The organism is Mesorhizobium sp. B263B2A (genome assembly GCF_020165775.1).
Lineage (GTDB): Bacteria > Pseudomonadota > Alphaproteobacteria > Rhizobiales > Rhizobiaceae > Mesorhizobium > Mesorhizobium opportunistum.
Genome location: NZ_JAIUIU010000006.1, coordinates 228,305 through 243,492 on the forward strand (window position 1 = coordinate 228,305; position 15,188 = coordinate 243,492).

The 15,188-nt window shown below is 62.4% G+C and carries 15 protein-coding genes and 1 tRNA gene; 10 read left to right on the forward strand and 6 right to left on the reverse strand.

Annotation, left to right across the window (positions count from 1 at the left end):
• The first annotated feature begins 64 nt into the window (after positions 1 to 64).
• Both LB568_RS13610 and LB568_RS13615 read left to right on the forward strand, forming a co-directional pair.
• On the forward strand, positions 65 to 1,294 hold the full coding sequence (locus LB568_RS13610; protein WP_224730398.1) for a GNAT family N-acetyltransferase: 1,230 nt from the start codon (positions 65 to 67) through the stop codon (positions 1,292 to 1,294).
• A gap of 126 nt (positions 1,295 to 1,420) precedes the next feature.
• On the forward strand, positions 1,421 to 2,257 hold the full coding sequence (locus LB568_RS13615; protein WP_224730399.1) for a GNAT family N-acetyltransferase: 837 nt from the start codon (positions 1,421 to 1,423) through the stop codon (positions 2,255 to 2,257).
• A gap of 30 nt (positions 2,258 to 2,287) precedes the next feature.
• On the opposite strand, the gene LB568_RS13620 is transcribed toward LB568_RS13615, so the two are convergent.
• The gene (locus tag LB568_RS13620; protein WP_224730400.1) at positions 2,288 to 4,519 is read right to left on the reverse strand and encodes a GumC family protein; all 2,232 of its coding nucleotides are present in this window, start codon (positions 4,517 to 4,519) and stop codon (positions 2,288 to 2,290) included.
• Positions 4,520 to 4,777: 258 nt separating this feature from the next.
• Between LB568_RS13620 and LB568_RS13625 the strand changes: the two genes are divergently transcribed.
• The 7 genes from LB568_RS13625 (at position 4,778) to LB568_RS13655 (ending at position 11,007) form a co-directional block, all read left to right on the forward strand.
• Entirely contained in the window at positions 4,778 to 5,341 is a 564-nt protein-coding gene (locus LB568_RS13625; protein ID WP_013532220.1) for a polysaccharide biosynthesis/export family protein, read from the forward strand.
• Positions 5,342 to 5,351: 10 nt separating this feature from the next.
• Positions 5,352 to 6,482, forward strand: coding sequence for a glycosyltransferase (locus LB568_RS13630; protein WP_140573368.1), 1,131 nt, complete (start codon positions 5,352 to 5,354; stop codon positions 6,480 to 6,482).
• 88 nt (positions 6,483 to 6,570) lie between these two features.
• Positions 6,571 to 8,106 (forward strand): undecaprenyl-phosphate glucose phosphotransferase, encoded by a 1,536-nt coding sequence (locus LB568_RS13635; protein WP_140573367.1) that lies wholly within the window; start codon positions 6,571 to 6,573, stop codon positions 8,104 to 8,106.
• Positions 8,103 to 9,371: an O-antigen ligase family protein gene (locus LB568_RS13640; RefSeq protein ID WP_224730401.1), complete on the forward strand. Its 1,269-nt coding sequence runs from the start codon at positions 8,103 to 8,105 to the stop codon at positions 9,369 to 9,371. The genes LB568_RS13635 and LB568_RS13640 overlap by 4 nt, the downstream gene beginning before the upstream one ends.
• A 57-nt stretch (positions 9,372 to 9,428) precedes the next feature.
• A tRNA-Pro gene (locus LB568_RS13645) sits at positions 9,429 to 9,505 on the forward strand.
• A 187-nt stretch (positions 9,506 to 9,692) separates the two neighbouring features.
• Positions 9,693 to 10,034: a hypothetical protein gene (locus tag LB568_RS13650; RefSeq protein WP_224730402.1), complete on the forward strand. Its 342-nt coding sequence runs from the start codon at positions 9,693 to 9,695 to the stop codon at positions 10,032 to 10,034.
• Between the two features lie 223 nt (positions 10,035 to 10,257).
• Positions 10,258 to 11,007: an outer membrane protein gene (locus tag LB568_RS13655; protein ID WP_224730403.1), complete on the forward strand. Its 750-nt coding sequence runs from the start codon at positions 10,258 to 10,260 to the stop codon at positions 11,005 to 11,007.
• Positions 11,008 to 11,127: 120 nt separating this feature from the next.
• Here LB568_RS13655 and LB568_RS13660 read toward each other — a convergent pair whose 3' ends face one another.
• Positions 11,128 to 11,589 carry a YbaK/EbsC family protein gene (locus LB568_RS13660; RefSeq protein WP_013895969.1) on the reverse strand — a complete coding sequence of 154 codons (462 nt, stop codon included), beginning with the start codon at positions 11,587 to 11,589 and terminating at the stop codon, positions 11,128 to 11,130.
• Between the two features lie 151 nt (positions 11,590 to 11,740).
• Positions 11,741 to 12,025, reverse strand: coding sequence for a helix-turn-helix domain-containing protein (locus tag LB568_RS13665; protein ID WP_224730404.1), 285 nt, complete (start codon positions 12,023 to 12,025; stop codon positions 11,741 to 11,743).
• 301 nt (positions 12,026 to 12,326) lie between these two features.
• Here LB568_RS13665 and LB568_RS13670 point away from each other — a divergent pair, with 301 nt between their 5' ends.
• On the forward strand, positions 12,327 to 12,941 hold the full coding sequence (locus LB568_RS13670; protein ID WP_224730405.1) for a hypothetical protein: 615 nt from the start codon (positions 12,327 to 12,329) through the stop codon (positions 12,939 to 12,941).
• A 622-nt stretch (positions 12,942 to 13,563) separates the two neighbouring features.
• On the opposite strand, the gene LB568_RS13675 is transcribed toward LB568_RS13670, so the two are convergent.
• The 3 genes from LB568_RS13675 to LB568_RS13685 form a co-directional block, all read right to left on the reverse strand.
• The gene (locus LB568_RS13675) at positions 13,564 to 13,866 is read right to left on the reverse strand and encodes a hypothetical protein (RefSeq protein WP_140571357.1); all 303 of its coding nucleotides are present in this window, start codon (positions 13,864 to 13,866) and stop codon (positions 13,564 to 13,566) included.
• An 87-nt stretch (positions 13,867 to 13,953) separates the two neighbouring features.
• Positions 13,954 to 14,493 carry a MerR family transcriptional regulator gene (locus LB568_RS13680; RefSeq protein ID WP_013895974.1) on the reverse strand — a complete coding sequence of 180 codons (540 nt, stop codon included), beginning with the start codon at positions 14,491 to 14,493 and terminating at the stop codon, positions 13,954 to 13,956.
• A 225-nt stretch (positions 14,494 to 14,718) separates the two neighbouring features.
• Positions 14,719 to 15,042 carry an integration host factor subunit alpha gene (locus LB568_RS13685; RefSeq protein WP_010915609.1) on the reverse strand — a complete coding sequence of 108 codons (324 nt, stop codon included), beginning with the start codon at positions 15,040 to 15,042 and terminating at the stop codon, positions 14,719 to 14,721.
• Positions 15,043 to 15,188: the final 146 nt, after the last annotated feature.

Genomic DNA, 15,188 nt, shown 5'->3' on the forward strand with positions numbered 1-15,188 from the left:
TCCAAGCACAGAATACGCCTGAGCGAACCCCAAATCGGGATCAATACGCCCTAAGGATTGAGGTATGGTTGACGCATCGGCGTCATTTGAGGGCAATCGGCTCACGGCGACCGAAGCCTCGTCACGGGCCCTGCCGAAAGATGCCGCCGGGCTGTCTGTTTGCGTTGCCGCCGCCGAGGGGCTCGCGGCCTATGCGGCGTTCTGCCGCTCTGCGCTCTGCGCTCCGGCACAGGGCGCTATATGGACCCTGAACTGGGCCACGCAGGTCAGGCCAGATCCGATCGTCGCGACGCTCGCTCTCGGAGGCAAACCGGTCCTGGCGTTGGCGCTGGAAGTGACCCGCCGCGGCCCGTTCCGGGTCGCCCGTTTCATGGGCGGCCGACACGCCAATGGCAATTTTGCCGCCGCAGACCCGCAATGGCTGGCCAAGGCGGATGTCGCGGCCATCCGGACGTTGCTTGCCGCCATCGCCAGGGCGCGCCCCGACATCGATCTCATCGCGCTGGAACGACTGTTGCCCGACCTCGACGGCATCGCCAATCCCTTCGCATCGCTCGATCATTTTGCCAGCCCCAACCTTGCGCTGGCCGTCGATCTCGACGGCGGCTTCGACGCGTTGCTGGCGCGTGCGAGCGGCAAGCGCAAACGCAAGAAGCATCGTTCGCAGACACGCAAGTTCGAGGCCGTCGGCAGCCATCGGCGCATCACGGCCGCCACACCGGAAGAGGTGAACAGGCTGCTCGACGCCTTCTTCGAGATGAAGGAATCCCGCTTCCGCAAGATGGGCATTGCCAACGTCTTCGGCGACGACCACACGCGCGCTTTCTTCCGGGCATTGTTCGGCCAGGCCCTGGCCGAACAAAAACCCTCCTTCGTGCTGCACGGGCTAGAGGTCGCCGGCAGGCTGCGCGCCGTCACCGGGTCGAGCTTTTCGGGCAAACGCGTGATCTGTGAGTTCGGAGCGATCTCCGAGGACGATCTCGCCCACACCAGTCCCGGCGACTTCCTGTTCTTCAACAACATCCAGGAAGCCTGCGAGACCGGCTTTGCGGTCTATGATTTCTCGGTCGGCGACGAGCCCTACAAGCGACTGTGGTGCGATATCGAAACCCGGCATTTCGAGGTGCTGGTCCCGCTGACGCTGAAGGGCCGCGCGCTGGCACAGGGGCTTCGCCAGGGCACGCGGCTGAAGGCTTTTATCAAGAACAGCCCGATGGTCTGGAAGCTGACCAAGATGCTGCGCCGCAAGGCTGCTGGACAGCCGGCCCCCGCCCCCGGCGAAGACGACAACTAGGCCTTGCCGGGGCTTGCTTTCGGCAGGCCTCGACCTCGAAGCGCGGCGCCGATGCAAGCGACTGGCCAAGACCGGTCATCTCTGCTGAAATCCTTCGACCGTAACCATCGCTGCGAAATGAGCATCATGAAGCCGACCATCCGCGCGCTGTCGCTTGAAGAACTGGCCGTCCTCGTCGACTGGGCAGCTGCCGAGGGCTGGAATCCCGGCCTTGAAGATGCCGCGATGTTCCAGGCAGCAGATCAGGAGGGTTTCATCGGTGCCTTTGTCGGCAACGAAATGGTCGCCGCGATCTCGGCTGTGGCTTATGGGCACGATTTCGGTTTCATCGGTCTCTACATCTGCCGTCCGGACATGCGCGGCAAGGGTTACGGCAAGATGGTGTGGACCGCGGGCATGGACCGGCTGGCCGGGCGCACCATCGGGCTCGATGGCGTCGAGGAGCAGCAGGCCAACTACCAGAGCAAGGGATTCACGCCGGCCTACGAAACCGTCCGCTACAGCGGGCGCCCCGCAGCCGCGCCCATCGGCGCCGAGCGGCCTCGCATGGTGACGTCGCAACTGATGCCCGACATCATCGCCTATGACGCACGTTGCTTTCCCGCATCCCGGAGTTCCTTCCTTCGGCGATGGGTGCAGCCACCGCACCATGCGCTGGCGGCGATCACGCCGCGGGGAATGGCTGGTTATGCGGTGGCGCGATCCTGCCGCAGCGGCTTCAAGGTCGGCCCGCTCTTCGCCGACGACATGCAGACCGCGGTTGGATTGCTCGAGGAACTGGCGAGCGCGTGCGAGGGTGGCGACCTGAACATCGACGTCCCGGCCACCCAGGTGGATTTCATCGCGGCACTCGGCGCGGCGGGTTTCTCACCGACCTTCACCACCACCCGCATGTACAAAGGCCCGCCGCCGAAGCTCGACGCCAACAGGATATTCGGCGTGACGACGCTCGAACTGGGATAGTCCGGAGCCTGCCTCCGGACAGCGGTTCCTTCAGGCCGCGGAACGGCGTCCCGGGGTGCCCGGGGGCTCGTGACCAAGCGGCGTCACCAGCGTCACGTCCGGGTAGCCGTTCTCGATCAGCTTGACCGCGGCCTGCGCCACCTCGTCGTCCGGCTCCAGCATGGACAGGAACACCTCGGTGGCATCGCCGCCCAGACGGCTGATGCCTTGTGCGTCGGCCGGTCCGCATTCGACCACCACCAGATCGTAGGCCGTGGTCAGCGACTGCATGATGATCGGCAGCCGGTCGGCGGCGCGCATGGCGCGGACCGGATCGGCGGTGCCGACCGGAATGACGTGGCAGTCGGAATAGAGATCGGCATGGATCACGTCGCTGAACTGCGCCTGCGACACGAGCAGATCGGTGATGCCGGGGAAAAGCCCGCTGTCCAGCATCGGCCGCGAGGCGGCGCCCGAGGCGGTGAGGTCGAGCAGCAGGACGCGCAGGCCGGCGTCGGAAACCTCGCGCGCCACCAGGATCGCCGATGCGGCCGCCTCGTCGCCTTCGGGCGAAACGAATATGGCGCGCGCGGCCCCACTCGCGATCAGCTTTTCAGCCGCCTTCTCGATGTCGATCTCGCCAAGCACCGAGCGCGGCCGCGCCGCCACAACAGGCTCGGGCTCTGGCACGGATTCAGTCTCGGTGACAGGCTCGGCAGCAGGCCGCGCCTCCGGATCCGAGATCGTTTCGGGGGGCCATGGCGTCTCGGCGGCACGGTTGGCGGCCTCGCCGGGAATTAGCGGTTCCAGGCGGCCGGATGGCTCGGAGCGAGCCGTCGCCGGCATCGCCACCTCATCGATCGGCTCGAAACGGGCGCCACTGGCCGGGCGCATGGCGCGGCCCGAAAAGAGTTCCTGCAACAGCGTGAGCACCGCCATCAGCAGCAGCGAGGCCGCGAAGGCAGCTCCGACGATCGGCCCGATCTTGGGGAAATAGGCTTCCGAAGGCACCGAGGCCTTCGAGACGATCCTGGCGTCGACCGGCAGATATTTGCGATCCTGGCGCGAAGCCGCTTCGCGGTAGTTGGTCAGGTAGAGTTCGAGTTGCTGGCGCTTGGCCGCCGCATCGCGCTGCAATGCGTCGAGATCGACCTGCTGTTCGCCGGCCTGGGCCGACGCCGCCTTCAACGTGTTGACGTCGGCGACAAGCTGGCTCTCGCGGGCCTTGGCGGTCTCGGCCTGCATCAACAGGCCCTTCATCACCTTCTGCGCCTCGCTGCGGATCTGTGCGTCGAGATCGGACAGCTGCGATTTCAGTGCGCGAATGCGCGGATGATTGTCGAGCAGCGTCGTCGACAGATCGGCGATGTTGGTGCGCAGTTCGACCTGACGCTCGCGCAGACGCTGGATCAGGTCGGATGACAGAACTTCCGGCACCGCGTCCAGCGAGCCGCCATTCTGCAGCGCTTTGCGTACACCGTCGGCTGTCGCTTCGGCCGCGGCGCGATTGGCGCGCACTTTCGACAGTTCGCTCGACAATTCCGAAAGCTGCTGGGTGGCGAGCACCGAATTGTTGCCGCCCATCAAAAGATCGGACTGCGCGCGATAGGCCGCGACCTTCGCCTCGGCATCCTTGACTTGCCGCTGCAGGTCGGCGATCTCCGGCGCCAGGAAGTCGGCGGCGGCGTTGTTCGATTCGAGCTTTGCCGCGCCTTGGCCGGCAATATAGGCGGCAGCAATGTCGTCGGGTATGGCGGCCGCGAGCTTTGGATCTTCCGATGAGAACTCGATGGCGATGATACGGGTCTTCTCGACGCCATAGACGTTGAGCTTCTCGTGCATTTTCTTGAGCACGCGCTCTTCCGTCGGAATTTCCATCGGATCGCTTTTCAGTCCGACCAGGACCAAAAGGCGGCTCAGCGGCGACATGTCGAGCGCATCGTTGAACTCGGGCAGTTTCTCCAGGCCAAGCTTCTGCGCCACCTGCTTGAGGATTTCGTTGGAGGAAATGATCTGGACCTGCGTGGCGACGCCCTGTTCATCGAGAATCGGCTTGTCGGTGTCGCTGTTGTTGCTGGCCGGCCGCGTGTATACGGATTCGCGCGGCACGATCTCCACCTGCGTCTCCGCCTTGTAGTGCCGGGTTGCCAGCGACGCCAAGGCGAAGGCCAGCCCCGTCACCACCAGAACGACAAGCACTGTGCGCAGCCAACGCCTCGCCAGGCTGGCGAAGAGCTGCTTGAGGTCAACATCGACATCTGCGGCCGCGGACTGAACGGACATGCATCCCTACTCCGAAACTGGGTCAGGATGCACCGTAAACAACTATGGTAACTCAGCCGTTAAGACCAAGGTAAGCTCTCGTTAGGACTTGCTGGCGAGCGGCAAGAAAAAAACGATAAAATACCAAAATCCTTGCCGGCGCGGACGGTATCGGCCGGCTCCTTTACCGACCATTAACCCTAACAGGATGATAACGAGCCTCGATATCAGATGTTTGCTGCGACGCCGCAGCAGCCAGTCGAAGGTACGTGTCCGGTCATGAAAAGCACTGCTTCCCTCTTTCGCGCGCTGCTTGCCGTATCGATGCTCGCCGGCTGCTCCAGCTACCGGCCGACACCGGCGGCCTTCCACGAGGTCCTCGACCAACCCTATCGTCTCGGTGCCGGCGACCGCGTCCGCGTCACGGTGTTCGAACAGGACGGGCTGACCAACACCTACAGCGTCGACCAGTCCGGCTATCTCTCTTTCCCGCTTGTCGGCGCCATACCCGCCCGTGGCCACACCGCGCAGCAGATGGAAAAGGAGATCGCCGACAAGTTGCGGCAAGGCTATCTTCGCGATCCCGATGTTTCCGTCGAGATCGATCGCTACCGGCCGATCTTCGTCATGGGCGAAGTGGGCGCCGCCGGCCAGTATTCCTATGTGCCCGGCCTGACGGTGCAGAAGGCCATCGCTATTGCCGGAGGCTTCACACCGCGCGCCAACCAGGAGAGCGTCGACATCACCCGCGACATCAACGGCAAGGTGATGACGGGCCGTGTGGTCACCTCGGATCCACTGCTGCCCGGAGATACCGTCTACGTCCGCGAACGCCTGTTCTGACCGGCACCACGTGGCGGACAAGCTCAGGATCGTCCACTGCTTTCGTTCACCCGTTGGAGGAATTTTCCGGCATGTGCGCGACCTGACCGAAGCCCAGGTCGCCGCCGGTCATGCGGTCGGCATCGTCTGCGATTCGACGACGGGCGGCGAATTCGAGGAGCGCCTGTTCGAGCAGATGAAGGACGTGCTGGCGCTCGGCATCCATCGCACGCCAATGCAGCGCCATGTCGGCCTGGGCGACCTCGCCTCGGCCCGGCGCACCTACAGGATCATCAAGGAATTGCAGCCGAACGTTCTGCACGGGCATGGCGCCAAGGGTGGTGCCTATGCCCGTCTGTTCGGCTCATTGTTGCGGGTATCAAGGTCTCGCGTAGCCCGCCTTTATTCGCCGCATGGCGGCTCTCTCCACTATGACGAGAGCACCGTCACCGGAAAGCTGTTCTTCGCGCTCGAGCGCATCATGGCGCGCTTCACCGATTGCCTGTTGTTCGTCTCCGACTACGAGCGGCTGACCTATCGCAGGAAGGTCGGCGAGCCGCCGATCCCGAACACGCTGGCCTACAATGGACTTCGCGCCACCGAATTCGAGCCGGTTGTCCCCAGCGCCGACGCGGCGGACCTGCTCTATATCGGCATGATGCGGGACCTCAAGGGACCCGACATCTTCATCGATGCCCTCGCCCTCGCCGGACCCCGGCTCGGCCGCGCGCTGAGCGCGGTGATGGTGGGCGATGGCGACGACCTGCCGCGCTACCACGCACAGGTGAAGCGCCTCGGTCTTGAAGGCCATGTCCGTTTCCTGCCGCCGATGCCGGCCCGGGAGGCGTTTGGGCTGGCGGCGCTCGTCGTGGTTCCCTCGCGGGCCGAAGCCATGCCCTACATCGTGCTGGAAACGCTTGCCGCGGCAAGACCGATGATCGCGACCTCCGTCGGCGGCATACCGGAGATTTTCGGTTCAAACTCCCCTGCCCTGATCCGACCCGACCCGACAGAACTCGCCGACAAGATGAGCCAGGCGCTGACCGATCTCGCCGCCTACAGCAAGCTGATGCCCGACGATGCCAGCCTCAGGGCGCGCTTCGGAGCCGACGTCATGGCCGCCGAAATCGAGAAGGCCTACTTCGCCGCGCTCGACAAGTAGGCCCAGGCCCTTCCAAAGCCATGCGTTGTTTCAAGGGTTTCTTAGCTCTCTTTTGCTAATCACCCTGGGGAAGCTTGCGGACTGTTCCATGAATGAGATCGACCCCGCGCGCCGCTTTTCACCAGAAGCAGTGCGTAAACTCGACATTCCGGCCGAGGGCAATGCGCCCGGCGGCATGAACGACGTTGCCCGGCAGGTCGCCTCGCAGTACCGACGGGACACGATGTCGCCGATCATGGTCAGCGGTGTCCTGCGCATGGTCGAATTCGGGGTGCTTCTGGTTTCGGGCCTCTGCGTCTATTTCCACTATGTCGGGTTCTTCAACTATCTCGCCTGGCAATATCCGCTGACGATCGCCGCCGCGTCATTCCTGGCCGTGGTGCTGCTCGACGTCACCGACTGCTACCAGGTCGTGTCCCTGATGCGGCCTATCGCCAATTTCGGCCGCATCCTGCTGGTCTGGGCCGGCGCCTTCGCGCTGATGGCCTTGACAGCCTTCGCCATGAAGATGTCGCAGGACTATTCGCGCCTGTTGTTCGGCACGTGGTTCGTCGTCGGCTTCGTCTGCCTCTTCAGCCTCAGGCTGGTGATGTCGCGGCTGATCCGTCGCTGGGCACGCGATGGCCGCATGGAGCGGCGGGCCGTCATCGTCGGCGGCGGCAAGGCGGCGGAAGTCCTGATCCGCTCGGTCGAGAAGCAGCCCTACAACGACATCCGCATCTGCGGCATCTTCGACGACCGCAACGACAAGCGCTCGCCGCCGCTGGTCGCCGGCTATCCCAAGCTCGGCACCATTTCCGAGCTGATCGAATTCGCACGCATCGCCCGCATCGACATGCTGATCGTGTCGCTGCCGCTGACCGCCGAATCGCGCGTGCTGCAGCTTTTGAAGAAACTGTGGGTGCTGCCGGTCGATATCCGCCTGTCCGCGCATTCCAACGCGCTGCAGTTTCGTCCGCGCGCCTACTCCTACATCGGCTCGGTGCCGATGCTCGACATCTTCGACAAGCCGATCAACGACTGGGATTCGGTCGCCAAGCGCGCCTTCGACATCATCTTCAGCCTGATCGGCATCGTCGTGTTCTCGCCGGTGATGCTGGCCACCGCCATCGCCATCAAGCTCGACAGCAAGGGGCCGGTGCTGTTTCGCCAGAAGCGGCATGGTTTCAACAACGAGATCATCGAGGTCTACAAGTTCCGCTCGATGTACACGGATCGCTCCGACCCGACCGCCAAGCAGACGGTGACCCGCAACGACCCGCGCGTCACCCGTGTCGGCCGCTTCATCCGCAAGACCTCGATCGACGAATTGCCGCAGTTCTTCAACTCGCTTTTGGGCTCGCTGTCGCTGGTCGGTCCGCGCCCGCATGCGATCGCCGCGCAGTCGCACAACCTTCTTTACAACGAAGTGGTCGACGGCTATTTCGCCCGCCACAAGGTCAAGCCCGGCGTCACCGGCTGGGCGCAGATCAATGGCTGGCGCGGCGAGATGGATACCAACGAGAAGATCCGTATGCGGACCGAATACGACCTTTATTACATCGAGAACTGGTCGCTGCTGTTCGATCTCAGGATCCTGTTCCTGACACCGATCCGCCTGCTCAACACGGAAAACGCCTATTGAGCGCCACCTCCATTGAGCTGCCGCAGGCCGCCGTCAACGCCAAGCTGATCGCGATGATCTCTTCGGGGGCGGTCGTGCTGGGCATCCTGCTGTCCGGTTTCGTCATCAGCGAACCAGCGCCCTATGAACTCTACATGGCCGGGCTGATCGCTATCTGGGCTCTTTTCGGCATGAGGATCTCCCGTGCGGCGCTGCCGCTGCTGGTACTGCTGGTGACTATGAACATCGGCGGCATGATTTCGATGACGCAGATGGCGGATCTCGCCAACACGCCGCTCTACCTTGCCGTGTCGCTGTTCCTCGCCTTCAGCGCGGTGTTCTTCGCCTCGGTTACAGCCACGCAGCCAGGCCTCTACCGGCTGATCTTCATTGCCTATGTGATCTCCGCCGTGATGACCTCGCTGCTCGGCATAGCAGGCTATTTCCACGCCTTCCCCGGCGCCGAGATGTTCACCAAATACGACCGCGCCGCCGGCGCCTTCCAGGACCCGAACGTATTCGGGCCGTTCCTGGTGCTGCCCGGCATCTACCTGCTCTACCTGATCCTGACCGGTTCGGTTTCGCGCATGCCGCTGCTGGCGGCACCGCTGCTGATCATCACCGCCGGCATCTTCTTCTCGTTCTCGCGCGGCGCCTGGGGCATGTTCGCGGTTTCGGCGGTGCTGCTCACCGGCTGCCTGTTCCTGCAGAGCGCCAGCGGCATGTTCCGGCTGCGCGTGGTGATCATGACCGTCGCCGCGCTGTCGCTGCTGACGATCGCCATCATCGTCATCCTGCAGCTGCCCGGGGTGTCGGAAATGTTCTCCAACCGCGCGCATCTCGAACAGAGCTACGACACCGCCCGCCTCGGCCGCTTCGCCCGCTACACGATCGGTTTCCAGATGGCGATGGAGCATCCGTTCGGCATCGGGCCACTGGTCTTCGGCACGATCTTCGGCGAGGACACGCACGACATCTGGCTGAAGATGCTGATGGACTATGGCTGGATCGGTTTCGTGTCGTTTCTGACGCTCGTCCTGTGGACGATCGCAGCCGGGTTCCGCATCCTCCTGCGCGACCGGCCGTGGCAGCCCTATCTCTTGTGCGCCTATGTCGCCTTCATCGGCAATGTCGGGCTTGGCACCTTCATCGACATCGACCACTGGCGCCACATGTACCTGCTGCTAGGCCTGATCTGGGGCGCCATCGCGCTCGAATACCGCCATCAGCGGCTGTTGCGGCCGGTATTGCGCCGCTCATCGACACCTGCGATCGCGGCAACATAATAAACGCCGAATTTCGGTTGACCCGAGCGGGGTTATCACGATACATCGCGACCGGTCCGGAGTGTAGCGCAGCCCGGTAGCGCACTTGACTGGGGGTCAAGGGGTCGTCGGTTCGAATCCGGCCACTCCGACCATTTTAGAACAAGGACTTGCCCCCAAAGTCCTACTCTCAGTTCCGGCGTACTTCGCAGGATGACTGATGGAGTAACAGAGCTGCTTTGAGCTCTTTCATTGATTTCCGAGTGTTTCCTGCGACCATCGACGGGTATGTAGGGGGATTCGAGATGGTGATCTGTCGCGCTACTCTGGCGTGCATATTCCATGGTGCATCGAACTGCAGCCGCCTCTGGTGGGGAACTCCGTGCGTTCGGACATGACATTTCGATACTGAAGAACAAGGTTGATCAAACTCAGGATCAGCTATCAGTCGATGGAAAAGTCATACACACAAACGAGTATGTCAGTTTCGACGAAATCGCCGCCGTAAACGGCACGCCAGTCATTGTCGGCGACTCGAGCCCGAGTGGCAATGCATGCGACGCAAACCCCTTCGTTTTGTCTTTTCCGCCGGGAAAGGCGCCTCGGCTTTGGGTGCGGGCTTTTTCATGCCCGAATGAAAACCGCACACCTGACATCTTCCTCAAGGAATCGCTCTACTGGTGAAGATCTGGCCCGTTGACTGATATGCGGATTTCGGGGCCGAGCGCTCTACGAGCCCTTTACTGGGCTCGATTTGCGCCTGGAAGTGTCAGGTCAGTGTAGGCACAGTGATCGATGGAAGATTGGGCCAAGGCAAAATACAGCTAGTTGCAAAAAGGTCACATACTTTTTACACTGTCCCGGCTATTGTCATGGATGGGGGAATTACTTGGGCTGGGAGAAATACGTGAATAAGTTCTTAGCAGTTTTCGCTGTTGCCGCCCTGTCGGCAAGCACTGCCTCAGCAGCGGACGTGGTGGCCCCGGTTGCGGGGTCGGCCTATGACTGGAACGGTTTCTATGCCGGCGGCCATATCGGCGTTGCCAATGGTGACATCACGGCGACGGACATGACCGAGCCAAACGGCGGCTTTTTCACCGAGCTCGTTCCGGCCGGAACAGAGGGCTTTGACTTCAACAAAGCCGGCGTAGCCGGGGGTATCCATGCGGGCGCGCAATGGCAGTGGGGGCAATTCGTTCTGGGCGGCGAGGCGACCTGGACGGCAACGGGCATCCGCAAAACCATCACGAGCCCCTATTATTCGGACAGTGACACCGAGACCGCCAAGATCTCGAATTATGCCACGATCGTTGGCCGTGTCGGCTACGCCTTCGATCGCGTGCTGATTTACGCGAAGGCGGGCTATGCCGGCGGCAAGGTGGATTTCCGCGCCCGAGACAATGACGCTCTCGTGTCCTACGAGAAGAATGAGTGGCAGAACGGCTATGCGCTCGGCGCCGGCATCGACTATGCCCTTACGAACAACCTCTCGCTGGGCGTGGACTACACCCACATTGACCTCGGTCATAAGACGAGCACGGGCGACAACGTTTACGATGACGGGCACCTCGGTGACAATCCTGAGACGTATCGCACGAAGGCAAAGGTCGATGCCGTGATGGCCAGGCTAACCTACAAGTTCGGAATGCGTCAGTAGTTAGCCGTCTGAGCTTCAGCATCTAGGCGTCACGGGGAGCCCGCAAGGAGCTCCCCTATTCGTATTTGGTTTTCATGACGCCATTGGTCGATTAGGGCGACAGCTCAGCCCGTCGCGACCCTACCCCTGGCAGACATCCACCCATTCAGCACCGGTAAGCTCGACCATCCTCCGCGGCGTAATCCGCACCGCCGCGTTGGTGGCGCCGGCGGCGGGGACAACCTCGTCGAACTCGCGCAGCGATACGTCGCAATAGACCGGCAGGGGCGCCGGCAGGCCGAACGGGCAGACGCCACCGACCGGATGGCTCGTGGCGGCGACGACTTCCTCCGCGTCCAGCATGCGCGGCTTGCCGGCGAACTGGTCCTTGAATTTGCGGTTGTCCAACCTTGCGATGCCGCTGGTCACGACCAGCATGGTGCGGTCGCCGACGCGAAGGCAGATTGTCTTGGCGATCTGCGCCGGCAACACGCCATGCGCCTGCGCCGCCAGCGTCACGGTCGCCGAACTCGCTTCCGTGACGATGACCTCGATATCAGGCGCATGAGCGGCGAAGAACGCACGAACGGATTCCAGGCTCATATCGAAACCCCCCAGGGTTCAAGGATGCCGCGCGTATAAACACGTGCGATTTGCAAGTCGGCAAGCCCGGTCGGCGGTAAAACCCCTATGGCATCAGCAAGAAACCCGCCAAGGGGCCTTGGCGGGTTTCTCGGGCATGCCTGGCACTGGTTTATGCCAGGGGTCGGCCTTGTGCGGCCGGAGTGCTGGCTGCCGAAGCAATGAGAGTGTCCTGAGGAAGCCGAAGCGCGGACGCAATACGACGCAGCTTCGCCGGATCGGCTGCCCTGCCGTTCTCGATGTCCTCGATTTCGTCGACCGACAGGCCGCACGTCAAGGAAAGCTCTTCCAAACTGTATCCGCGGGTTTCCCGCATGGCCTTGAGGGCACTGTAATCTTGCCCGATCTCACTGGCTAACGGTTCGGAGAGGGCATGGCTTTTTGCATTTTTGGGCATTGGCAACTCCGTTGGCTGAAAGAGTTTGATCAAAATGGGATGTTGCCTGAGACGATGGGAAGATGCCCGCTCGGCGGCGATTTGCCAAGTCCCAAAAAGACCGTCACGCTATCGTGAAGCAGGGGGGGCGCGCGGCGTCCCGGCCATCTCGTCCCGATCAAGTTGTTTTGAACGCCGAACCACCCTTTTGCTCGGCATTTTGGCCACGCCCATTCGTTGTCCTGGCGTTGCCGGCGTGAAAGCCGATCGGCTCCTGCCAGCCTTTTCCTGGCCAGCCTTTTTCCTAGAAGGACATACGCAAATGAAGCTCAAGACATCCCTCCTCGTGCTCGGCACGATTTCCATGCTTTCCGGCGCCGGCGTGGCTGCCGCCCGGGCGGCGGACGCGCTGCGCGTGCGCGGCACGGTCGTCAGTTTCGAACCATCGCTGCTCACGGTGAAAACCCGCCAGGGTGAGACCTCGGCGATCAAACTCAATGCCGGCTGGAAGGTTTCAGGCGTCGCCAGCGCCTCCATAAAGGACATCAAGCAGGGCGATTTCCTCGGCATCGCCTCCGTCTCGAAGGCGGATAGCGGCAGCGGCGCGCTGGAAGTGGTGGTCTTTCCGGCGGCCCTGAAGGGCACCGGCGAGGGTGATCGGCCATGGGACCTGCAGCCGAACAGCCGCATGACCAACGGCACCGTCGCCGACGTCACCGACATCAACGGACGAGCCGTCACGCTGACCTACGACAATGGGCAGACCAAGAAGATCTCGATACCCGACAGCACGCCTGTCGTGACCTTCGCCCCGGCCACGCCGACCGATCTCAAGCCAGGCGCAACGGTCTTCGTCACCGCGCAGCGCGAGGCCAACGGCACACTGAGCTCCAGCCGCGTCGTGGTGGGAAACAAAGGCGTGGTACCGCCGATGTAGTGGAAACCCGCGGCAAAACGCGGCTTTTGGCCTGCGGGATGAAGACGGCGAAAAGCCTGGATTTCCCGGAAATAGTCCAGAAACAAAATTCTACAATCGGGAAATACTGACGAAAAAATCGAGGAGCGTAATCGCCATCGCGGCGGTCGGGTTGTCGGCCCGTTTCATACCTGCCTGCGAAAAGAAGGAAACGATCCATGAAGAAGTCCCTCCTCTCGGCCCTCGGGCTTGCAGTCGCGCTTGCTTTCACGGTGCCGGTGATCGGTGCAACGAGCGCGGATGCGGCCACGATGGCAAGGCATCATCATCGTCATCACCATCATCATCGCCACCACCATCGCTACCATCACCACCACCATCATCACCACCACCACATGAAGAAGATGGGCAACAAGGCCTAAGTACCGGGATTGCCAATGAGAAGACCGGCCTTGGCTTCCCTGTTCAAGGCTGGTCTTCTCCTGATTCAAGAGGCTCGATTGCGGGCCGTATCGGTCCGGCGTTCGCCGGCCAGATCGGGCGGCTCTGGCGGTTCGACCGATCCGCGTCCTGCGGCGGCGCCACAAAGGTGCCGTGGCCCTCTATGCCGACGCGCTTTGCGCTCGGCTCGCAGGGACGCGCCTCAGCGCCGGCTGAACAGCAGGCTGGCAACCAGGCCGAGCACCACAAGACCGACCGCCGCGGCCGCCGCCGGATGGTCACGGGCCGACTTTTCGATCGCCCTGCCCTGCTTGCGGATCGCCGGCATGGCATCGCGCAGGCGTCCGGCCAGATCTGAATAGGTGTCGAGCGCGGCGTCACGACCGTCTTCGTAGTAGGCGCCGCTCCGCCTGGAGACGGCCTTTTTCAGCGCTGCCAATTCCCTGGAGAGAGCCTCGACCTGCCTGTCGAGGTCAATATCCGAAAGGGTCGAGAACGATGCCATGACGTGCTTCCTTCATTTGCAGAAGGAAACGTAACGCCTCACCCGCAGGCGGGTTCCGGTTTGCGCACCGGAGCCTTCGTGCGCCGGTCAGCGCACCTGGTCGAGCAGGCGTTTGCATTCCAGGAGGTCGAACAGCGCCTCCTGAAGCAGCGCTCGGTTGTCGCGCGAGAGTTTCGACGCATCCGGCTGGACCGGACCTTCCTCATCGCCCTTGCCGAGGCCGAAAAAGCGCCGGCTGGGCTTGACCCTTGGCTGCCCAACCAGTTCATCGTCCCCGCCGCGTGGCTGCGCCGCCGGCGTCAACGGCACCTGGTCGGCCTGCTTGCGTTGCGAGATCGCCTCGACGGCGGCCATGTCGCCATTGCCGATGGCGACCAGGAAATGATTGCCGTTTTCGCGCAGCAGCTTCTGCACGCCTTTGATCGTGTAGCCCTGGTCATAGAGCATGTGACGGATGCCCTTGATCAATTCGACGTCCTGCGGGCGGTAGTAGCGGCGGCCGCCGCCACGCTTCATCGGCTTGATCTGGTTGAAGCGCGTCTCCCAGAAACGCAGCACATGCTGTGGCAGGTCGAGATCTTCGGCGACCTCGCTGATGGTACGGAAGGCGTCAGGGCTCTTGTCCATGGGCGAAATCCTCACGCTGGAGCGTGATCCGGAACGGTCTTCAGACGGGATCACGCTCAACCAAGAGAAAGCTCATTCCGTTTGCGCGGAATGGATCTTACGCAGAACACCAATCCGGCCATGCTGCCGAATCGGGCCTTATTTCAGCGGTTTGTGAAACAATATTCAAGCCCGGCGTCATGGCGGGGCCGGTTTTCAACCGTACAATGGACGCACCTTGGGAGGCTACTTGCCGCCCTTGGCCTTGCTGTTCTGGTGAGAACGCAGGATGCGGTTCTTCAGCACGTTCGACGATTTGAAGGTCATCACCCGGCGCGGCAGGATCGGCACCTCTTCACCCGTCTTGGGATTGCGCCCGATACGCTCGTTCTTGGAGCGGACATGGAATGTCGCGAATGACGATAATTTCACCGTCTCGCCACGAACGATGGCCTCGCAGATTTCATCCAGCACCGCTTCGACAAGCTCCGCGGATTCAGTCCGCGACAGACCGACCTTCCGGTAGACGGCCTCGGCAAGGTCGGCGCGCGTAAGTGTCTTTCCCCCCATGCGACCGTCCCATCAGTTCAAACATAAAATCGGCACAACAGCCGCAGAGCCTAAGTAATTGATCCGGCAAGGTCAAGGACCGAAACCGGACCGTTTGGCAACTTACCAACGAACCAGAACAGCGCCCCAGGTGAAGCCGCCGCCCA